Annotated in this window: 20 protein-coding genes; 12 read left to right on the top strand and 8 right to left on the bottom strand. The window is 58.1% G+C overall.

Features of this window, described 5'->3' with window-relative positions:
- The first annotated feature begins 119 nt into the window (after positions 1-119).
- Both K5D32_RS01735 and bfr read left to right on the top strand, forming a co-directional pair.
- On the top strand, positions 120-1,568 hold the full coding sequence (locus K5D32_RS01735) for a catalase (protein ID WP_221599074.1): 1,449 nt from the start codon (positions 120-122) through the stop codon (positions 1,566-1,568).
- 155 nt (positions 1,569-1,723) lie between these two features.
- Positions 1,724-2,188 (top strand): bacterioferritin, encoded by a 465-nt coding sequence (gene bfr, locus K5D32_RS01730; RefSeq protein WP_221576681.1) that lies wholly within the window; start codon positions 1,724-1,726, stop codon positions 2,186-2,188.
- Between the two features lie 84 nt (positions 2,189-2,272).
- Here bfr and uvrA read toward each other — a convergent pair whose 3' ends face one another.
- The gene (uvrA, locus tag K5D32_RS01725; protein ID WP_221593343.1) at positions 2,273-5,107 is read right to left on the bottom strand and encodes an excinuclease ABC subunit UvrA; all 2,835 of its coding nucleotides are present in this window, start codon (positions 5,105-5,107) and stop codon (positions 2,273-2,275) included.
- A 140-nt stretch (positions 5,108-5,247) separates the two neighbouring features.
- Here uvrA and K5D32_RS01720 point away from each other — a divergent pair, with 140 nt between their 5' ends.
- Together K5D32_RS01720 and K5D32_RS01715 are read left to right on the top strand one after the other, a co-directional pair.
- Positions 5,248-6,642 carry an MFS transporter gene (locus tag K5D32_RS01720; RefSeq protein WP_221599073.1) on the top strand — a complete coding sequence of 465 codons (1,395 nt, stop codon included), beginning with the start codon at positions 5,248-5,250 and terminating at the stop codon, positions 6,640-6,642.
- A gap of 9 nt (positions 6,643-6,651) precedes the next feature.
- Positions 6,652-7,197, top strand: coding sequence for a single-stranded DNA-binding protein (locus K5D32_RS01715; RefSeq protein WP_198728184.1), 546 nt, complete (start codon positions 6,652-6,654; stop codon positions 7,195-7,197).
- A 136-nt stretch (positions 7,198-7,333) separates the two neighbouring features.
- On the opposite strand, the gene K5D32_RS01710 is transcribed toward K5D32_RS01715, so the two are convergent.
- Together K5D32_RS01710 and K5D32_RS01705 are read right to left on the bottom strand one after the other, a co-directional pair.
- Positions 7,334-7,813: a nuclear transport factor 2 family protein gene (locus K5D32_RS01710; protein ID WP_221599072.1), complete on the bottom strand. Its 480-nt coding sequence runs from the start codon at positions 7,811-7,813 to the stop codon at positions 7,334-7,336.
- Positions 7,814-7,837: 24 nt separating this feature from the next.
- The gene (locus K5D32_RS01705; RefSeq protein WP_221599071.1) at positions 7,838-8,419 is read right to left on the bottom strand and encodes a TetR/AcrR family transcriptional regulator; all 582 of its coding nucleotides are present in this window, start codon (positions 8,417-8,419) and stop codon (positions 7,838-7,840) included.
- A 161-nt stretch (positions 8,420-8,580) separates the two neighbouring features.
- On the opposite strand from K5D32_RS01705, the gene K5D32_RS01700 reads away from it, so the two are divergent.
- The 4 genes from K5D32_RS01700 to K5D32_RS01685 all read left to right on the top strand — a co-directional run bounded on the left by K5D32_RS01700 (position 8,581) and on the right by K5D32_RS01685 (position 13,339).
- Positions 8,581-10,749, top strand: coding sequence for a mechanosensitive ion channel family protein (locus K5D32_RS01700; protein ID WP_409372851.1), 2,169 nt, complete (start codon positions 8,581-8,583; stop codon positions 10,747-10,749).
- A 122-nt stretch (positions 10,750-10,871) separates the two neighbouring features.
- The gene (locus K5D32_RS01695; RefSeq protein ID WP_095067798.1) at positions 10,872-11,756 is read left to right on the top strand and encodes a sugar nucleotide-binding protein; all 885 of its coding nucleotides are present in this window, start codon (positions 10,872-10,874) and stop codon (positions 11,754-11,756) included.
- Positions 11,749-12,678 (top strand): NAD-dependent epimerase/dehydratase family protein, encoded by a 930-nt coding sequence (locus K5D32_RS01690; RefSeq protein ID WP_221576676.1) that lies wholly within the window; start codon positions 11,749-11,751, stop codon positions 12,676-12,678. The genes K5D32_RS01695 and K5D32_RS01690 overlap by 8 nt, the downstream gene beginning before the upstream one ends.
- Before the next feature lie 178 nt (positions 12,679-12,856).
- Positions 12,857-13,339 carry a hypothetical protein gene (locus K5D32_RS01685; RefSeq protein ID WP_221599069.1) on the top strand — a complete coding sequence of 161 codons (483 nt, stop codon included), beginning with the start codon at positions 12,857-12,859 and terminating at the stop codon, positions 13,337-13,339.
- 59 nt (positions 13,340-13,398) lie between these two features.
- Here the strand turns inward: K5D32_RS01685 and K5D32_RS01680 are convergent, their stop codons facing one another.
- The 5 genes from K5D32_RS01680 to K5D32_RS01660 all read right to left on the bottom strand — a co-directional run bounded on the left by K5D32_RS01680 (position 13,399) and on the right by K5D32_RS01660 (position 17,368).
- Positions 13,399-14,085: an OmpW family protein gene (locus K5D32_RS01680; RefSeq protein WP_221576674.1), complete on the bottom strand. Its 687-nt coding sequence runs from the start codon at positions 14,083-14,085 to the stop codon at positions 13,399-13,401.
- Positions 14,086-14,189: 104 nt separating this feature from the next.
- Positions 14,190-14,711: a DUF3299 domain-containing protein gene (locus K5D32_RS01675; protein ID WP_025262029.1), complete on the bottom strand. Its 522-nt coding sequence runs from the start codon at positions 14,709-14,711 to the stop codon at positions 14,190-14,192.
- A gap of 11 nt (positions 14,712-14,722) precedes the next feature.
- Positions 14,723-15,988: an FtsX-like permease family protein gene (locus K5D32_RS01670; RefSeq protein ID WP_221576673.1), complete on the bottom strand. Its 1,266-nt coding sequence runs from the start codon at positions 15,986-15,988 to the stop codon at positions 14,723-14,725.
- 1 nt (position 15,989) lies between these two features.
- Positions 15,990-16,700, bottom strand: a complete 711-nt coding sequence (locus K5D32_RS01665) for an ABC transporter ATP-binding protein (RefSeq protein ID WP_221599068.1) — start codon at positions 16,698-16,700, stop codon at positions 15,990-15,992.
- An 80-nt stretch (positions 16,701-16,780) separates the two neighbouring features.
- A complete protein-coding gene (locus K5D32_RS01660) occupies positions 16,781-17,368 on the bottom strand; it encodes a DUF2796 domain-containing protein (protein ID WP_198728191.1) in 588 nt (195 codons plus the stop codon).
- Between the two features lie 209 nt (positions 17,369-17,577).
- On the opposite strand from K5D32_RS01660, the gene K5D32_RS01655 reads away from it, so the two are divergent.
- From K5D32_RS01655 to K5D32_RS01640, 4 genes are read left to right on the top strand one after another with little or no spacing between them, the layout of a single operon-like run.
- Complete coding sequence (locus K5D32_RS01655) at positions 17,578-18,639, top strand: type III polyketide synthase (RefSeq protein ID WP_221576671.1); 1,062 nt, start codon at positions 17,578-17,580, stop codon at positions 18,637-18,639.
- Positions 18,636-19,574 carry an aldo/keto reductase gene (locus K5D32_RS01650; RefSeq protein WP_221599067.1) on the top strand — a complete coding sequence of 313 codons (939 nt, stop codon included), beginning with the start codon at positions 18,636-18,638 and terminating at the stop codon, positions 19,572-19,574. The genes K5D32_RS01655 and K5D32_RS01650 overlap by 4 nt, the downstream gene beginning before the upstream one ends.
- Before the next feature lie 12 nt (positions 19,575-19,586).
- On the top strand, positions 19,587-20,003 hold the full coding sequence (locus K5D32_RS01645) for a nuclear transport factor 2 family protein (RefSeq protein ID WP_221599066.1): 417 nt from the start codon (positions 19,587-19,589) through the stop codon (positions 20,001-20,003).
- A 42-nt stretch (positions 20,004-20,045) separates the two neighbouring features.
- Positions 20,046-20,393 (top strand): hypothetical protein, encoded by a 348-nt coding sequence (locus K5D32_RS01640; protein WP_221599065.1) that lies wholly within the window; start codon positions 20,046-20,048, stop codon positions 20,391-20,393.
- Positions 20,394-20,441: the final 48 nt, after the last annotated feature.

Genomic DNA, 20,441 nt, shown 5'->3' with positions numbered 1-20,441 from the left:
TTTTTTAAATTCGTAAAAACTATCAGCTCGCATAATTTAATAAATTTGAGAGTGTTTCAGTTCTGACCAATAATCCTCCCCAGACCATTAGCCAGCCTATAAGACTGAGGAAGAATCCAATGAGCCAGACCAAAACGCTTACCACTGCCAGTGGCGCGCCTGTCGCGGATAACCAGAACTCTCGCTCCGCCGGTCCTCGTGGCCCGTTGCTGCTGGACGACTTTCACCTGATCGAGAAGCTTGCCCACTTCAACCGCGAGAACATCCCGGAGCGTCGTGTACACGCCAAGGGATCGGGGGCTCACGGTACTTTCACAGTCACCCGCGACATTACCCAATACTCCAGCGCCAAGCTCTTCGAGTCTATCGGCAAGCAGACGCCTATATTCCTGCGCTTCTCCACTGTCGGTGGTGAACGTGGCTCGGCTGACACCGAGCGTGACCCACGTGGTTTCGCTGTGAAGTTCTACACCGAGGAAGGTAACTGGGACATCGTGGGTAACAACACGCCTGTGTTTTTTATCCGTGATCCACTGAAATTCCCGGACTTCATCCACACCCAAAAGCGTCTGCCCCAGAGCAACCTGAAAAGTGCACAAGCGATGTGGGACTTCTGGTCGTACTCTCCAGAGGCTTTGCACCAGATCACTATTCTGTTCTCTGATCGCGGCATCCCTGATGGCTACCGTCATATGCACGGCTTCGGTAGTCACACCTATAGCCTGATCAGCGCAGCAGGTGAGCGTCACTGGGTCAAATGGCACTACAAGTCCAAACAGGGCATCAAGAACCTGACGCCGGCTGATGCTGCGCGCCTGGCAGGTACTGACCCGGACTACGCGCAGCGCGACCTGTTCACCGCCATCGAGCGTGGTGATTTCCCGAAATGGCAGGTGTGCATCCAGTTGATGACCGAAGCCCAGGCCGCCAATCATCACGAAAATCCGTTCGACGTGACCAAGACCTGGTCGCAGAAAGAGTTCCCGTTGATCGAAGTCGGTGAGCTGGAACTCAACCGTAACCCGCTCAACTACTTTGCTGAAGTCGAGCAGGCTGCTTTCGGCCCGAGCAATATGGTGCCAGGTGTGGGCCTGTCGCCTGACCGCATGCTTCAGGGACGTGTGTTCGCTTACGCCGATGCTCATCGCTACCGTGTAGGCACCAACCACCAGCACTTGCCGATCAATGCTGCGAAAAGTCCGGTAAACAGCTATCAGCGTGACGGTGCCATGGCGCTTGGCATTAACGGCGGTGCGGCTCCGAACTACGAGCCAAACAGCTATGGCGATGCGCCAAAGCAGGCGCCTCGTTATGCTGAACCGGCTCTGGCCCTGAGTGGAGCTGCCGATCGTCACGACCATCGTGAAGATACCGATTACTACAGCCAGGCTGGCAAGTTGTTCAACCTCATGGACGCCGACCAAAAGGCGTTGCTGATCGGCAATATTGCCGGTGCGATGCAGGGGGTTTCCAGTGATGTGGTACAGCGTCAGTTGCAGTACTTCTTCCAGGCCGACCCGGCTTATGGTGAAAGTATTGCCAAAGCTCTGGGCGTCAAACTGGGCTAACTCGAAGTGAGAAACAGAACCGCCCTCATTTGGGCGGTTTTTCGCTTCTTATAGCCCGTTTTTCGCCGCTTTTTATCGGATTATTGCGTTTTTGGAAGTGACCTGACAGTCAGCTTGGTTCAAACTATGGCCTTTCAGCAGGGAGATCTGGTGCGATGCAAGGCCATCCAGAAGTAATCGATTATCTGAACACGTTGCTCACTGGCGAATTGGCTGCTCGTGACCAATATTTCATCCATTCGCGCATGTACGAAGACTGGGGTTTCGCCAAGCTCTACGAACGTATCAATCATGAAATGGAAGAAGAGGCGCAACATGCCGATGCGCTGATTCGTCGTATCCTGATGCTCGAAGGTACGCCGCGCATGCGCCCGGATGATCTGGATATCGGTACCACGGTGCCTGAAATGCTCGCCAGCGACCTGCGTCTTGAGTACAAGGTGCGTGCTGCGCTGTGCAAAGGCATCGAGCTGTGCGAACTGCACAAGGATTACATCAGCCGCGACATCCTGCGTCTGCAACTGGCTGATACCGAAGAAGACCACACCTACTGGCTTGAGCAGCAGAAAGGTCTGATCAAGGCTATCGGTCTGGAAAACTACCTGCAATCGCAGTTCTGATTCCGCAGCCCGTATAGCAAAAAGCCCCTGCGCACTGATGTGGCAGGGGCTTTTTCATTTTGCGTGTCTACGCAAACCGCCAGCTCAAGCGCGGTCCCTGATCAAAAGCGGCTTGAGATAGTGTCCGGTATAGGACTGCTCCATCTCTGCCACTTCTTCCGGCGTGCCGGTGGCGATAATCTGTCCACCTCTTGAGCCACCTTCCGGCCCGAGATCCACTAGCCAGTCGGCTGTCTTGATGACGTCCAGATTGTGCTCGATCACGACCACTGTGTTGCCGTGATCGCGCAGACGATGCAAGACATCGAGCAGTTGCTGGATATCGGCAAAGTGCAGGCCGGTGGTGGGTTCGTCGAGGATATACAGCGTCTTGCCGGTATCACGCTTGGAGAGCTCGCGAGACAGCTTGACCCGTTGTGCCTCACCGCCCGACAAGGTTGTCGCCGACTGCCCTAGCTTGATGTAGGAAAGCCCGACATCCATCAATGTCTGGAGCTTGCGCGCCAGAGCCGGAACGGCATCGAAGAATTCACGAGCTTCTTCGATGGTCATTTCCAGCACTTCGTGGATGTTCTTGCCCTTGTATTTGATTTCAAGGGTTTCGCGGTTGTAGCGCTTGCTCTTGCACACGTCGCACGGCACGTAAATGTCCGGGAGGAAGTGCATCTCGACCTTGATCAGGCCATCACCCTGGCACGCTTCGCAGCGTCCGCCCTTGACGTTGAACGAGAAGCGCCCAGGACCATAACCGCGAGAACGCGACTCCGGCACACCGGCAAACAGCTCACGAATAGGTGTGAACAAACCCGTGTAGGTCGCCGGGTTCGAGCGTGGCGTGCGGCCGATAGGGCTCTGGTCGATGTCCACAACCTTGTCCAGATGCTGCAAGCCATTGATGCTGTCGTGGGTCGCGGCTTCCAGCGTCGTTGCGCCGTTGAGCGCCGTGGCGCTGAGCGGGAACAGGGTGTTGTTGATCAGCGTCGACTTGCCCGAGCCGGAAACACCGGTCACGCAGGTCAGCAAGCCAATCGGGATGTCCAGGTTCACGTTGCGCAAGTTGTTGCCGCGTGCGCCCTTGAGCGTGAGCGACAGTTTCTTGTTGCGCGGCGTACGTTTGGCCGGCACTTCAATCTTGACCCGACCTGATAAGTACTTGCCGGTCAACGAGTCTGGATGGCTCATGACCTCGTCAGGCGTACCCTCGGCGACGATATTACCGCCATGCACGCCAGCGCCCGGACCGATGTCAACGACATAGTCCGCCAGGCGGATAGCGTCTTCATCGTGTTCGACCACGATCACGGTATTGCCGATATCCCGCAGATGCTTGAGCGTGCCCAGCAAGCGGTCGTTATCGCGTTGGTGCAGACCAATCGACGGCTCGTCGAGGATGTACATCACACCCACCAGGCCGGCACCGATCTGGCTCGCCAGACGAATACGCTGCGCTTCGCCGCCCGAGAGCGTGTCGGCGCTGCGATCCAGGGTCAGGTAATCCAGTCCGACGTTGACCAGGAACTGCAGGCGCTCGCGGATCTCCTTGAGAATCTTGTCGGCAATCTCGCCACGGCGTCCGGTCAGCTTCAGGCCGCTGAAATAGTCGGTGGCATCGCCAATCGGCAGGTTGGTGACCGCAGGCAGGGTCTTCTCGCCGACCCATACGTGACGCGCTTCACGGCGCAGACGAGTGCCACGGCAGTCCGGGCAAGGCTGAGTACCGAGGAACTTGGCCAGTTCTTCACGGACGGTTGCCGACTCGGTTTCCCGGTAGCGGCGTTCAAGGTTCGGCACGATACCTTCAAACGGATGCGCACGTTTGACGATATCGCCGCGATCATTCAGATAACGGAAGTCGACATTCTGCGTGCCGCTGCCGTTGAGCAGGATTTTCTGCGTTTCGGCAGCCAGCTCCTTGAATGGCACTTCCAGGCTGAAATCGTAGTGCTTGGACAGCGAGCCCAGCATCTGGAAGTAATAGACGTTACGCCTGTCCCAGCCGCGTATCGCGCCTTCTGCCAGCGTCAGTTCGGCGTTGACCAGTCGTTTCACATCGAAGAACTGCTTCACGCCCAGCCCGTCACAAGTCGGGCATGCGCCGGCCGGGTTGTTGAAGGAGAACAGCTTGGGTTCCAGCTCGCTGATGGCATGGCCGCAGATCGGGCAGGCAAAGCGCGCAGAGAAAATGATCTCTTCGCCAGGCTCATCGTCCATCGGCGCGACCAGCGCAATGCCGTCGGCCAGCTTCAATGCCGTCTCGAACGACTCGGCCAGACGCTGCTGCAAGTCCGGACGCACCTTGAAGCGATCCACGACCACATCAATGGAGTGCTTCTTCTGTTTATCCAGCTTGGGCAGTTCATCGAGCTCGAACAGCTTGCCATTGACCCGGGCCCGGACGAAGCCCTGAGCGCGCAGCTCCTCGAACACCGAAAGATGCTCACCCTTGCGCTCACGAATGACTGGAGCCAGCAGCATCAACTTGCTGCCTTCAGGTTGCGCCAGTACCAGATCGACCATCTGGCTGACGGTCTGGGCCTCCAGCGGAATATCGTGATCCGGGCAGCGAGGTTGACCGACTCGCGCATACAGCAGGCGCAGGTAGTCATAGATCTCGGTAATGGTGCCGACGGTCGACCGCGGGTTGTGTGACGTGGATTTCTGCTCGATGGAAATCGCAGGCGACAGGCCTTCGATGGTGTCGACGTCCGGTTTTTCCATCATCGATAGAAACTGGCGGGCGTAGGCTGAAAGAGATTCGACATAGCGACGCTGGCCTTCGGCATACAGCGTATCGAATGCCAGCGATGACTTGCCGGAGCCGGACAGGCCGGTAATGACGATCAGTTTGTCGCGCGGAAGGGTCAGGTCTATGTTCTTCAGGTTGTGGGTTCGTGCCCCACGTATCAGGATCTTGTCCACTGCGGCCTCGCTTGGCGGGCATAAACATCGGAGTATACGGCTGCATGCCATTACGCGGCAAAGCGTCGCGTACATCTCGTGTATGTGCTGTACCACGATGGGACTGGTAGAATCGCCGCCGGTTCACACGAGGTTTTTCCATGCACGATCCTTATAGCGAACGGATGAGTAGCGGTGAGACACGCGCAGCAGGCGGTCTGGCCCTGGTGTTCGCTTTCCGAATGCTTGGCATGTTCATGGTTCTGCCGGTCCTGGCGACCTACGGCATGGACCTGGCGGGCGCGAGCCCGGCCCTCATTGGCCTGGCCATCGGTGCCTACGGGCTGACCCAGGCTGTGTTGCAGATTCCGTTCGGCGTCATCTCCGACCGGATCGGGCGACGGCCGGTGATTTACCTGGGCCTGATCGTCTTTGCGCTCGGCAGTCTGGTGGCCGCCAATGCCGACTCGATCTGGGGCGTTATTTTCGGACGTGTCCTACAAGGTGCAGGCGCGATTTCTGCGGCGGTCATGGCTTTGTTGTCAGATCTGACCCGTGAACAGCATCGCACCAAGGCCATGGCCATGATCGGCATGACCATTGGTCTGTCGTTTGCCATCGCCATGGTGGTCGGGCCTCTGCTGACCGGGTCTTTCGGCCTTTCGGGGCTGTTCCTGGCGACGGGCGGCATGGCGCTGCTGGGAATATTGATCGTGGCGTTCGTCGTCCCGAAAGCCAATGGTCCGTTATTGCACCGTGAGTCGGGCGTCGCCAAGCAGGCCTTGGGCGCGACCCTGCGTCACCCGGACCTGCTGCGTCTGGATTTGGGTATCTTCGTGTTGCATGCGATGCTGATGTCCAGTTTCGTCGCATTACCGCTGGCGCTGGTGGAAAAAGCCGGTCTGCCCAAGGAGCAGCACTGGTGGGTCTACCTCACTGCGCTGCTTATCTCCTTCTTCGCGATGATCCCGTTCATCATTTACGGAGAAAAAAAGCGTCAGATGAAGCGTGTGCTGCTCGGCGCCGTCACAGTTCTGATGCTCTCTGAGCTATCCTTCTGGGCATTCGGCGACACGCTGCGGGCGCTGGTGATAGGGACAGTGGTATTCTTTACCGCGTTCAACCTGCTGGAAGCGTCCTTGCCGTCACTGATCAGCAAAGTATCGCCGGCTGGCGGAAAAGGCACGGCGATGGGAGTTTATTCAACCAGCCAGTTCCTTGGTTCGGCTGCAGGTGGGATACTCGGCGGCTGGTTGTTCCAGCATGGTGGGCTCGACGTGGTTTTCCTGGGAGGCGCCGGCATGGCCGCCATCTGGCTTGCCTTTGCGGTAACCATGCGTGAACCGCCTTACGTGACGAGCCTGCGCCTGCCGTTGTCAGCCGAGGCCCAGCGTGAAGCAGGCCTGGCAGAGCGTTTAATGTCCGTAGCAGGCGTGACGGATGCAGTGGTGGTCGCAGAAGAGTGCGCCATCTATATCAAACTCGATACAAAATTATTGGATCGTGCGTCTCTGGAAAAGCTGGTCAATCCGGCATCCGAAACGTGCGAAGCCTAGGAGAACGTTATGGCCCGTGGGGTTAACAAAGTCATATTGGTCGGTACATGCGGCCAGGATCCCGAAGTTCGCTACTTGCCTAACGGTAACGCCGTGACCAACCTGAGTCTGGCAACCAGCGAACAATGGACTGACAAGCAGACCGGTCAGAAAGTCGAAAAGACCGAATGGCACCGTGTTTCGATGTTCGGCAAGGTTGCCGAGATCGCTGGCGAATACCTGCGCAAGGGTTCCCAGGTCTACATCGAAGGCAAGCTGCAAACCCGTGAGTGGGAAAAAGACGGCATCAAGCGCTACACCACCGAAATCGTCGTCGACATGCAAGGCACCATGCAACTGCTGGGCGGCCGTCCACAAGGCGATGCTCAACAAGGTCAGGGCGGTGGCAGCTACGGCAACTCCGCACCACGTCCACAACAGTCGCGCCCGCAATCGGCTCCGCCACAGCAGTCGTATTCGCAACAGCCACAACGCGAATCCCGCCCGGCTCCGCAACAGCAAGCGCCACAGCCGGCTGCTGATTTCGACAGCTTTGATGATGATATTCCGTTCTGAATTCGACTTTTTTCAGAACTGAAAATAAAAAGCGAAGCCCTCAGGCTTCGCTTTTTTATTTCATAGACAGTAAGTCTTCAGGTGGCACTGAATCGCTCAAGCCTTACCCGTCACAGCAAAGTCTTGATCAACGTTATTACAACCCCAATTCCGAAAGCCCCGGATGGCCATCCGGCCTGCGACCCAGCGGCCAGTGGTACTTGCGTTCCGACTCTTTGATCGGCAGGTCGTTGATGCAGGCAAAACGTCTGGCCATCAGCCCGTTCTCTTCAAACTCCCAGTTTTCGTTGCCATAGGAACGGAACCAGTTGCCCGAATCGTCATGCCATTCGTAGGCATAGCGCACGGCGATGCGGTTGTCGGTGAAGGCCCACAGCTCTTTGATCAGGCGATAGTCCAGCTCCTTTGCCCATTTGCGGGCGAGGAAATCCCGGGCCTGTTCACGATTGGTGACAAATTCGGCGCGGTTTCGCCATTGGGTATCTTCGGTGTAGGCCAGGGATACTTTTTCCGGGTCCCGACTGTTCCAGCCATCTTCAGCCAGGCGGACTTTCTGAAGGGCGGTTTCGCGGTTGAAGGGCGGTAACGGCGGGCGTGGCTGAGCGGTGGCGGACATGGCGGAACCTCGGAGTGGTGGGTGTCAGGGAGTTGAGAGGCTGGCGGTCTTGAGCAGAAGGCGGGCCACCTCACGGGCATTGTCGGCAGCCGCGTGATCGCCCATCACCAGAGCCTGGGTAATGGCTCCATCAATCAGGATCAGCAGTTGCCTGGCCAGCGCTTCAGGCGTCGGCACGGAAAGTTGTTCACACAGTTCGATCACGTAATCGAGCAGCTTCTGCTTGTGATCCTTGGCAATCAGGCGCACGGGGTCTTCAGGATCGCCGATTTCGCCTGCGGTATTGATAAAGGCGCAGCCCCGAAAGCCTTCGGACTCGAACCAGCCGGTGAGCACTGTAAACATGCCGAGGATGCGTTCCTCGGGTGTTTCGGCCTTGTCGGTTTCAGTTCTGAACCACTGCATCCAGCGGATATCGCGGGCACTCAATGCCTGTGCGGCAATCTCGTCCTTGGTTGTGAAGTAGCGATAGATGCTCTTGCGAGCCACGCCAGAGGTACGCACCAGCAAGTCCATGCCCATGGCGTGAATACCGACGCGATAGATCAGCGCTTCGGCGGTTTGAAGAATCTTGTCTTGCACAGGGGAGGGTGTTTTAGTCGTCATGGGTAAAAGAGTAGAACGATCGTTCTACCTCAGTCAAGCCCCTTCAGTTTGATTCTGAAATGCCATGCATTTGCAGTTGTGATCGAACTTGCGGCCCGAACCGGGATCAGTTGCATGGAGTTTTTGCTCTGTCTGCCATTCAACGAAGGAGAAGCTGCCCGGTGTCTCAGTTAAGAACCTTGATCCTGTTGGGGCTCCTGTTTTGCGCAGGCAGTTTTCATGTTCAGGCTGCCGACGTGCCGGCACTCCCTATGGCGGCAGCGGCTCCTGTCGATGACAAGTCTGCTGAGAAAAAGGCTGACAAACCTGACGAGAAGGCCGCTGAGAAGCCCGAGGAAAAAGTTGCAGAGACCGAACCACCGGCTGCCGAGATTCTGGTGCAAGGCGGTCTGCTCGGTGCAATCAGCACCAGCATCGATGACATTCAAAAGACCCTCAATCTGGATGAAAGCCTGTGGGATGCCTGGCGTTTGCGGGCCGACCGTGCGGCCGACGAGATTGGTGATCTGGTCAACAAGCGCACGGCACGTTCTCCGTGGAGCGTAGTGGGCGATTTCCTGATTCTGTCGGTGGTGTGGATCGGTGCGTTTGCGGTGCTGACGACATTGGGACGTTTTCTGGCAGTCCGTCTGAGTCGACGCCCGTTTCTTCAGGTTCGTGAGCGCAGCCAGGCGCTTTTGAAATATGTGCTGCCTTTCACGCTGCCTGCCGTGATCTGCCTGCCGCTGACGCTGTACGTCAGCCACTTCATGCCGTCCTCCGTGGGGCGTGCGCTGTCGCTCTGTTTTGCCTACGCGACCAGCAGCGGCATCGTTTCCACGTCGGTGCTGTTGTGCGTCATCGTCATGTTCAACTCGGGACACAAGCGTGCAGCGGTACGCATGATTCGTCGCTACAGCCCGCGCCCGCTGTTCATCATCGGCTTTCTGGCGGCACTGAGCGATGCGCTGACCAGCCCGCAGATCGCCCGCCAGTTGGGCAGTAACTTCACCACCAGCGTGTCGGTGTTCACCGGGTTGTTCGCTTCGGTCGTGTTCTGCATGCTGGTGATCAAGGTGCGTCGCCCGATTGCCCACCTGATTCGCAACCGCTCCCTGAGCAGCCGCATGCAAAGGCCTGCATTGCAGCGATCCCTGAAAATATTCTCCAACCTCTGGCACTTGCCGATCCTGCTGATGATCCTGGTTTCGGCCATCAACCTGATCGGTGCTGGCGAGGACAGTCAGCAAACCCTGCGTTGTGCGCTGTTCACCACGCTGTTGCTGATCGCGACAGTATTCCTGAGCACGGTATTCGAGCACATATTCAAACCTGCCGAAGAAGGCGGGCGCGGCGGGCATGTGTACAAGGCGCGCCTGCTGCGGCTGGTGTATGCGATGTTGCGGATTACGCTGGCGGTGGCGTTCATCGAGATACTGGGGCGGATCTGGGGCTTCTCGATGTTCGAGTTCGCCCAGCGCAATACCCTTGGCCGGGTGATCAGCGATTCGCTGAGCAGCATCGGTCTGATCTTTCTGGTGACCTGGTTGCTGTGGGTGGTGCTCGACACGGCCATTCAGGAAGCTCTCAAACCACCGGTCAACCATCGCAACGGGCGTCAGCCCAGCACGCGAATCAAGACCATCCTGCCGTTGTTGCGCAATGCGGTGAAAATCATTCTGGTGGTGATCTGTGCGATTACCACCATGGCCAACCTGGGGATCAACGTCGCGCCATTGCTGGCCGGTGCCGGTGTGGTGGGCCTGGCCATCGGCTTCGGTTCGCAACAATTGGTGCAGGATGTCATCACCGGCCTGTTCATTATCATCGAGGACACCTTTTCCGTCGGCGACTGGGTGGTGCTCAGCACTGGCCATTCCGGCTCGGTGGAAAGCCTGACGATTCGTACCGTGCGCCTGCGTGACGGCAAAGGCTTCGTGCATTCTGTGCCGTTCGGGCAGATCAAGGCCGTCACCAACCAGTCCCGGCAGTTTGCCTATGCGTTCTTCTCGGTGCAGTTCACTTATGACTCCGATATCGACGAAGCCCTGGCGCTGATTCGTGAAACAGGGCAGTCGATCACCGAGGACATTCTGCTCAAGAACAATCTGCAAGGACCGCTGGAAGTATTCGGTGTGGAGCGCATGGACCTCAATGGCGTGGTCCTGACCGCCCAGTTCCGCACCTCGTCGGGCGGGCAGTACAGCGTAGGTCGTGCCTTCAACGAACGGCTCAAGCGACTTGTGGATAAACACCCGGATGTGCGCTTTGCCCAGACTTATCCACAGGTGGTCATGAGTCCGGGTCAGGCACAGGCTCCGGTGCCTGCACCTGCTCCGGCTCCCGAGTAGCGAATTCATCGGCCAATGAATTCGCTCCTTGGCTGCAAGTGTTGGGGGTTAGCGGTCAACGTGATATGTTTGCAGGCGTTTTTCACCTGATTACTTGATGATTTACCGAGCCTGCTGACTCTATGCGAATGCGCCTTATGCTATTGGGCGGCGGGAATGCCCTCGGGCAAGCGCTGATTCGTCTGGGTGCCGAGGAAGACATTGGTTTCCTCGCGCCGCGTCCACCGCAAGACGGTTGGGACGCAGCGAGCCTGACGCAACTGCTCGATGACACCCGTCCCGATGCCTTGATCAACCTTGCTTACTACTTCGACTGGTTTCAGGCGGAGACAGTGAGTGAAGCGCGTCTGACCCACCAGGAACGCTCCGTGGAGCGCCTGGCCGAATTGTGTCAGCACCACAACATCATTCTTGTTCAGCCTTCCAGCTACCGAGTGTTCGATGGCTCGCGGGCGACTGCCTACAGCGAAAAGGACGATCCCGTGCCTTTGGGGCTGCGTGGTCAGGCCTTGTGGCGTATCGAGCAGAGCGTGCGTGCGGCCTGCCCGCAACATCTGCTGGTACGCTTTGGCTGGTTGCTGGATGACAGCGCCGATGGTGTGCTGGGCCGCTTCCTGACCCGCGCCGAACAGCCCGAAGAATTGCTGCTGGCCGATGATCGGCGCGGCAATCCGACGCCGGTCGACGATGCTGCCCGGGTCATCATTTCGGTTCTCAAGCAGCTCGACTGCGAGGCGCCGTTGTGGGGGACCTACCACTACGCCGGTCACGAGGCCACGACGCCATTGGCGTTGGGGCAGGCTGTTCTCACCGAGGCACGCCTGCTGCATCCTCTGGCCATCGAATCGCCTACTGCCCAGGCCCACGCTGCACGGCCCGATGCCGCGCAAGAGCCGCAGCATGGCGTGCTGGCCTGCAAGAAAATTCTCCATACCTTCGGCATCAAGCCCCGCGCCTGGCGTGCGGGGTTGCCAAGCCTGCTGGATCGGTACTATCGACATGTCTGACGCTCCAATCCTGATTACCGGCGGTGCTGGCTTCATTGGCTCCCATCTGGCTGATGCCTTGCTGGCCCAAGGGTATGCGGTACGCATCCTCGACGACCTCTCGACCGGCAAGCGCAGCAATCTGCCGCTGGATAATGCTCGTATCGAGCTGATCGAAGGCGATGTCGCCGACAGTGCCCTGGTCACTCGTGCAGCCCGGGGGTGTCAGGCCGTCGTGCATCTGGCGGCAGTCGCTTCGGTCCAGGCCTCGGTAGAAGACCCGGTCAAAACCCACCAGAGCAACTTCATCGGCACCTTGAATGTCTGCGAAGCCATGCGTGAGGCGGGCATCAAACGCGTGCTGTTCGCTTCCAGTGCTGCGGTGTACGGCAACAATGGCGAAGGTGAGTCAATCACTGAAGATACGCCCAAGTCGCCGTTGACGCCTTACGCTTCGGACAAGCTGGCCAGCGAGCAATACCTGGACTTCTACCGCCGTCAGCACGGTTTCGAGCCGGTCATCTTCCGCTTTTTCAATATCTTCGGCCCGCGTCAGGATCCATCGTCACCCTATTCCGGTGTGATCAGTATCTTTGCCGAGCGTGCCGAGAAAGGGTTGCCGATCACGGTGTTTGGTGATGGCGAGCAGACCCGGGACTTTTTCTACATCGGCGATCTGGCCAAACTGCTGACCCAGGCTCTGGAGCAGACCAGCCCGGCTGAAGGCGCTATCAACGTCGGCTTGAACAAGGCCACTTCGCTCAATGAGCTGTTGGCGGCTCTGTCAGATGTAGTCGGGAGTTTGCCGCCGGTCAGCCATCAGGCTCCGCGTTCCGGTGACATTCGTCATTCGCGGGCGGATAACCGGCGTCTGCTGGAGCGTTTCACGCTGGAAGAGACGACACCGCTGAGTGTCGGACTGGCGCGTTTGCTGGGGCGTTAATTCGCTTGGATTGATGACTCTTTTCAGATTGCTACTACGACTAACCGCCACTTCGAGTGGCGGTATTTCCTCGGTGGTAGTAGGACGTTTCCGAGTTTTTTGTAATTGGTATTTTTGAAATTTTAAAACGTCCGAATAGCCTTTAGCATCCAGCGCCTTCTCACATGGAGCGTATGGTATGCAGGATGACAGTGGCGTCGGTGTTGTTAAAACGATCGTAGTAAGCTCATTGCCGTGTGAGCTGGTCGTGGATGGTTTTGTGGATGAATATTCCAGATACCTGGGGCGCCACGCCGGTACTGCCCAGCCCTCGGCTTCAATACTTCCTCTCCTGCTTGGTATCGTTGCCTGGCTGATGCTCGTGGTCGGTGGCCTGACGCTGCTCTTCGGTCCTGATAGCGTCACGTATAGCATCGGGTGCGGGCCGACTTTTTTCCAGTTTATCCAGCTGTATCCCGGTCCTATTGTCTCGGTAGGTTTTTTGCTGCTGATCGCAGGGCAGTTTTTTGACTCGGGGAAGTCTGGTGACCTGCTGCGTCCCGAGCTTTTTCTGCTGGCGTTCTATGAGTTGCAATTGCCTGACGGCCGGGAGGACCTGAGCGGACTCTCCATTGTGTACGCAGGCGGCGACTTGTTCCTGATGGCCAGCGATCCGTCCTGAAACGACAAAGGCACCCGTTTCGGGTGCCTTTGTGTATTGCTCGATGCGTGTCGCAGGTATCAGAACTTGTAGCCCACGCCGACCATGTAGACCCATGGGTCGATGTCCACGCTGACCTTGGTCTTGTTGAAGCCCAGCCCGGCCGGGCCGTCTACGGTGGCTTCGGTGTCGATGTCGACATACCAGACCGAGGCGTTGAGCAGAACGTTGTCAGTGATCAGGTAGTCCATGCCCAGCTGTCCGGCCAGGCCAACCGAGTCCTTGAGCTTGAGGTTGCTGAAGCCCTGATCCTTGCGGTTGCTGGTCAGGTCGTTGTCAAAGAATGTGGTGTAGTTGATGCCGATGCCCGCATAAGGCTGGAACTTCGACGAAGGCGCCATTGGGTAGTACTGCAGGGACAGGGTCGGTGGCAAATGCTTTACATCGGCCAGCTTGCCGTCGAGTCCTGGGCCCAGGCCGCTGACCGAAACGGTGTGGTTGAAAGGGGTCGCTGCCAGCAGCTCGATACCGATATGGTTAGTCAGCATGTAGGCAAAGGTCAGGCCGAGCTGAGTATCGCCATTGAGGCTTGCCTTGGTGCCGGAGACTTTGTTGCCATCGAACTTCAGCTCACCACTCTCTTCTTGAGGGTCAACATGTGCGGCACCGGCGCGGACGATGAAGTCACCCGCTTCATAGGCTTGTGCGGCAGTGGGAGCAGCGATGGCCAGGGCTATCAGAGAAGCGCGAAGCAAGGACGTTTTCATGAGTGGCTCCAAGGGGTCAATAAGTTTTATGGGCTAATGTTAAAGCGCTGTTTTGAGGCGACTTTGATACAGCTCAATGAAACGGTTGAGAGCCCTCTGGAACCTCACGAATCCGGCAATTCATAGACAAAAATCTTGTCTGCCTGCATTTGATAACCCGCCTCGGCCAGCTCGCTGGTCGATGATTTTGCCTGCATCGGCCCTTCAATCCAGTAAGGCTGATACAGCTCATCGACCTTCACGCCCAGTTCACTGGTGACATGTACGATCTGGTTTGCGGGCGGTGGCGGAACATGGATGCAGGCACCGAAATACGGCACCAGCAAGAACTCCGTCACTCGACCTTCCTCGCTGACCTCGAGCGGCACGATGTAACCCGGCAGGCGTACCAGCTTGCCATCCAGTGCCTTGACGACAGGTGCATGGGGAGCCAGTTGTCTGGCTGCCGGTGCTGACTCCATGGCCAGTGCATCGGACAGCTTCGACATGTCGTGCATCGGCGCTGTAATCGGCGCCACGACAGGTGCATCGGGTGGAATCATGTCGTTCCAGGTCAGCTCGCGCGGCTCGACGGCCCACACCGAAGTGCTGGCCGAGAACAGCAGGGTTATCAGCAGGCGCCGCATGGTGAAGCTCCTCATAAGCGAATCGACAGGCCATCGGCCAGCGATTGCCTGTAGGCTCGCCATGCCGGGATAGTCCCCATCAACAGCGCGGCAGCAAGGATGCCACCGAGCAATTTCCATTCATATTGGCCAGGTGGCATAGTCGACAGGTATAAACCGTAACTGTTTTGTACATGATCCTGGGCCAGCGCGATGCCGAGATAGAGCAGTGCAAGGCCGCTGATGACGCCCGCCAGTGCCAGGGCAAAGGCTTCGAAGATCAACAGGCTTGCGATGTGCCAGGGTCTTGCGCCAACTGATCTGAGGATCGCCATTTCACGACGACGTTCGTTCAGGCTGGTCAGAATAGCCGTCAGCATACCGATCAGGCCGGTGAGCACCACGAACAGTGATATCACGAACAGGGCTTTTTCGGCCGTGCCCATCAGGCTCCACAACTCCTGCAAGGCAACACCCGGCAATATTGCCAGCAATGGCTCGCCGCGGAACTCATTGATCTCGCGTTGCAGGCTGAACGTTGCAATCTTGCTGTTCAGGCCCAGCATGACGGCTGTGATTGCCGTCGGCGTCAGGTCCATGTTGCGCGCCTGATCGGCGGAGATGCGCTCATTGCCTCGGGCTGGTGCGCCGTTGTGCCAGTCAATGTGAATGGCCTCCATACCGCCCAGGCTTATATGCAGCGTGCGGTCGACCGGTGTGCCGGTGGGTTTCAGAATGCCCACCACCGTGAATGGCTTGTCGTCGTGCTTGACCAGGCTGATCGCGGCCACGCCGTGTGCCAGGACCAGTTTGTCGCCCAGCTTGTAATGCAGGGCCTTGGCGACTTCCGAGCCCAGGACCACTTCAAACGGGTCGGTCTGGAAGGCACGACCATCGGCCAGTGTCAGGTGTTGCTGGCGGCCGTACTGATAATTCTCGAAATAGGATTCGTTGGTGCCCATTACCCGATAGCCGCGATGGGAGTCGCCCAGTGAAATCGGAATCGCCCATTTGACCTGCTTATGATTGGCCAGATGCTCGAAGCTGTCCCAGCGAATGTTGTTGGTGGCGTTGCCGATGCGGAACACCGAGTAGAGCAGCAGGTTGATCGAGCCGGAGCGGGCGCCGACGATCAGGTCCGTGCCGCTGATGGTGCTCGCGAAGCTGGCGCGGGCTTCGGTGCGCACCCGCTCGACGGCCAGCAACAGACAGACCGACAGGGCAATGGCGAAAACAGTGAGGAAGGCGGTGAAGCGGCGGTTGGCCAGGCTGGCCATTGCCAGACGAAACAGATACATCTCAAATCTCCACGTCGACGGCAGCGCGATTGAGTTCGGACAGCGACAGGTTGCGGTCGAACAGCGGCGCCAGGCTCTGGTCATGGCTCACGAACAACAGGCTGGAACCGGCTTCGCGGCATTCGGCGAACAACAGGCGAATGAAGGATTCCCGGGTATCGGCATCCAGAGCCGAGGTGGGTTCGTCGGCGATCACCAGTTCCGGCTGGCCGATCAAGGCGCGAGCTGCCGCCACCCGCTGTTGCTGGCCGATGGACAGGGAACCGGCACGGCGGCTCAGCAAGGCCGGATCTTTCAGGCCCAGGTGCGCAAGCAGCGTGCTGGTGGCTTGTTCGACGCTGCCATGGCGCTGCTTGGCGCGTGCGGCACGGACGCTGGAGAAGTGACAGGGCAACTCGACGTTCTCCCGCACCGAAAGAAACGGCAGCAGGTTGAACTGCTGGAAGATGTAACCGGTGTGATCGACCCGAAAGCGGTCCCGTGCTCCAGCCGACAATTGCGACAGGTCCTGTCCCAGCAACCGGATGCTGCCGCTCCCCGGTTTCTGTACGCCACCCAGCAGGCCCAGCAAGGTGGTCTTGCCACTGCCGCTCGGGCCTTTGAGGAACAGTGTTTCTCCAGGCTCCAGGCGAAAGGCCGGGATATCCAGCAATTGCGGATGTCCCGGCCAGTTGAAGCTCAGGTCCGACAGCTCGATAAGTGCTTGGGTCATAGCCTGACTCGCGGTGTGTTGAGGTGTACATGAAAAGTAAAAGACCGGGCCAGGCCCGGTCGTTCTGCAGCGTGCGGCAATCAGAACTTGATCGACGGGTTCGATGCAATCACTTCTGCGCCAGACTGGCCGCTTGGTGAGATCAGCTGTACCTGGAGTTTCTTGGTATCGGGGAAGGTCAGGAAAATCTGGCTCAGGTCCAGCTTTTTCAGAATGGCCGGAGCGTCGCAGACGAACTTGTAATGGCCCTTGATTTCGCTGTGTTCGTGATGATGTTCATCACCGCCCTTGGCGTGGTCGTCTTCGTCGTGATCGTCATCCTTGTCGCCGAACAGCGGGCTTTCGAGCTTCACCGAAGTGGCCGAGCAGTTGGCCGCATCCGAGATGCTGAACAGTGCATTGGGCTTGAGCAGTTGCTCGCGAGCCTTGGCCAGCTTGGCCTTGTCTTCGGCGGAAGTCGCTTCATGTTCGAAGCCCACGATGTTCATCGCCGGGCTCTCGAACTCCAGTTCCAGTGTCTTGCCCGACAGGACCACATCCAGACGACCCACGCCGTGCTCATGCGCACCCAGGCTGCCATGTTCGTGTTCGTGATCGTGTGGTTCGGCAGCATTGGCAACGGCCAGTGGCAGCAACGCGAAGGGTAGGGCGAGAAGCAGACGGCGCATGAAGGACTCCGGACATGATTTGAAAAAATCTGTTATGTGATCTTATAACAATTGATGGCGCGAGTGACCTGTTTTTTCTCCGGGTCTTCGATTTGGCATACGCGGTACTCAAGTTATGACGAAGCAATCTCATGGCGCCTGAAATTCCTCCTAACGTCAAATGAAGAAGGCATTTCATCGGTCCGTTACCGAGTCTCAGGGAGAGAGCCATGCCAACGCTTTGTTGCCCGGCTGTCGGTGTTCCGGCGTTCACGATCAGCCTTGAAGAGACTCTGGCACTCGTTTCCAGTCTGCATCCGCATCATCCTCAACTGGCGCTTGCAAGGCGTCTTATCCGCAATACCAGAGTAAAAAAACGCCATCTGGTGCAACCGATAGCGCAGACCCTGGAGCATCCGGGTTTCGAGGTGCGTAACCGGATCCATGAACGTGAAGCCAAGGCCCGCATTCCCGATGTCGTGAGCCGGGCGCTGGCCAATGCCCAACTGCTTCCCCGGCAGATCGACGCGATCATTTATGTGTCCTGTACCGGTTTCATGATGCCTTCGCTGACGGCCTGGATGATCAATGAGCTGGAATTTCGCACCGATACACGGCAGATACCCATCGCCCAACTGGGGTGTGCGGCGGGCGGCTCGGCCATCAATCGTGCCCATGATTTCTGCCTGGCTTATCGGGATGCCAACGTGTTGATTGTGGCCTGCGAGTTCTGTTCGCTGTGTTATCAGCCCACGGACATGACGGTCGGCAATCTGCTGTCCAATGGCCTGTTCGGCGATGCGCTGGCGGCTGCGGTGGTGCGAGGTCAGGGCGGTGAGGGCATCCAGTTGGTGGGTAATGGCTCGCGTCTGGTGCTGGGCACCGAAGACTGGATCAGCTACGCCGTCAAAGCCACCGGCTTTCATTTCTGCCTTGACCGACGTGTGCCCGGAACCATGGAGCAACTGGCGCCGGAGCTTCGTTCGGTAGCCGCAGATCATGGCTGGCAGGCCGACGATCTGGACTTCTACATCATTCATGCCGGTGGCCCGCGGATTCTTGATGACCTGTCGCATTACCTGGGCGTGGACGGCGCTCTGTTCATGCACAGCCGGGCCACATTAACCGAGTACGGCAACATTGCATCGGCCGTTGTGCTGGATGCATTGCGCCGGCTTTTCGAGACTGGCGGTGCTCATCAGGGCGCACGCGGAATCATTGCCGGGTTCGGTCCCGGTATCACTGCGGAAATAACCTTGGGTACATGGAACAACAGGGAGGTTTTACCATGACTGCCACAGCAGCTTTAGTGCCAGATACTTTTTTGCTGGGAGGCGACACGCCCATCAAACGCATGGGTTATGGAGCCATGCACCTGACCGGTTATGGCATGTGGGGGCCTGCGGAGAATACTGAGCAGGCCAAGGCGGTATTGCGCCATGCCGTTCATGACCTGGGTGTCACCTTTATCGACACGGCAGACTCCTACGGGCCGGGCAATAACGAAGACATCATTCGCGATGCGCTTTACCCCTATCCTGAGAATCTGGTCATTTCCACCAAGGGCGGAATGCTGAGGTCCGGCCCCAACGACTGGATTCATGGCGCGCCGGGCGCTCCGTATATCGTGCCCTTGGGGCGGCCCGAGTATCTGCGCCAGCAGGTTGAAATGAGCCTGCGCCGCCTTCAGGTCGAGCGTCTCGACTTGTATCAATTGCACAGCATCGACCCGCAAGTGCCGCTTGCCGAATCCTTGGGCGAGCTTGTCCGTTTGCGCGAGCAGGGCAAGATCCGCCACATCGGATTATCCAACCAGCCAGGCGTGACTCTGGAGCAACTGGAGCAGGCCCATCGTGTGGCGAACATTGCCGCCATCGAGAACCTCTACAACATTGCCGATCGCACCGATGAACCGGTATTGCAGCGGGCCCAGGCATTGAATATCGCGTTCATTCCATGGTTCCCGCTTGGTCATGGCGCTCTTGTCAGTCCGGGCAGTGCGTTGCAGCCGCTTGCGAGCCAATATGGCCTGACACCTTCACAACTGGCTCTGGCGTGGTTGCTCAATCATGCCCCGAACACGGTATTGATTCCCGGAACCACCTCTCTCGTTCATCTGGACGAAAACGCCAAGGCTGCCAGTGTTCAGCTGGATGAAAACCAATTGTCAGCGATTGCCCGGGAACTCGATCAGCTCTCGCTGCCGGTCTGGCGTCCCGAGCGTTGAGGGGGAATTATCATGAGCACCTGCCAGCGAAATATCGAAACCCTGCGAGCTATCTACGAAGACCTGACCCGCATTGCCGAATTTGCGGACGATGACATTGTGCTGCACAAGGCTGACCGCAATGCCCGTCCGCCCACTGCCATTGGCAAGCAGGCGGTGCGCAGTCATGAAGTCGAACTCATCGCTATGACGCACTCTTCGCTTCATATGGATGTGCAGGAAATCATCGCCAATGAGTATTTCGGTACGGTTCTCGGCAACCTGCGCGCAACGTCCGCCGACAAGAGCATCTGTATACCGTTTTGCGGGCTGTGGCGTTTTCGTGAGGGAAAGGTCATCGAGCATTGGGAAAACGCCTATGACGTCGGGGCTTTTGCTGGCTTTCTGATGGGAGATGATGCGCGGGCCGCTCGCTGGCTCTGTGTCTGATGCTGTGGGAGCATGTACTCCAGCCAAGCGAGGAGACAGAGCATGTTGCGTATTCGTGGAACCATCGGGCAATGGCCTGTGGATTTGACGCTGGAACTGGACGACGGAGACTGGGCGCAACTGGGTGCCCAGCTCAAGGCTGCCGCCCCCGAGGTGAGCAGCGTCGTGGAAAACAGACCGATCAATCAGGACGACAGGACCTGGCAGGCCGCCAGGGATCTGCTGCAAAAGGCCGGACAACTCAGCGGGCCGGATCTGCTGGGGAAACTGGAAGGGCTGACCGGCAGCACCGCCGCTGGCAAGCGCCTGCTGGTGCGTCTGCGCCATAGCGCCAATGTGAAAGTCGAAAGCGGCGCGGATGCACCGCTTTATAGCTGGGTCGACGTTTGAAGAATCATGTGGGAGGGGCCTTGGCCGCGACGGACTGAAGTCGCGTCC

This window comes from Pseudomonas cichorii (assembly GCF_019719005.1).
Taxonomy (GTDB): Bacteria; Pseudomonadota; Gammaproteobacteria; order Pseudomonadales; family Pseudomonadaceae; genus Aquipseudomonas; species Aquipseudomonas cichorii_E.
This window is presented reverse-complemented; position numbering and strand designations above follow the sequence as displayed.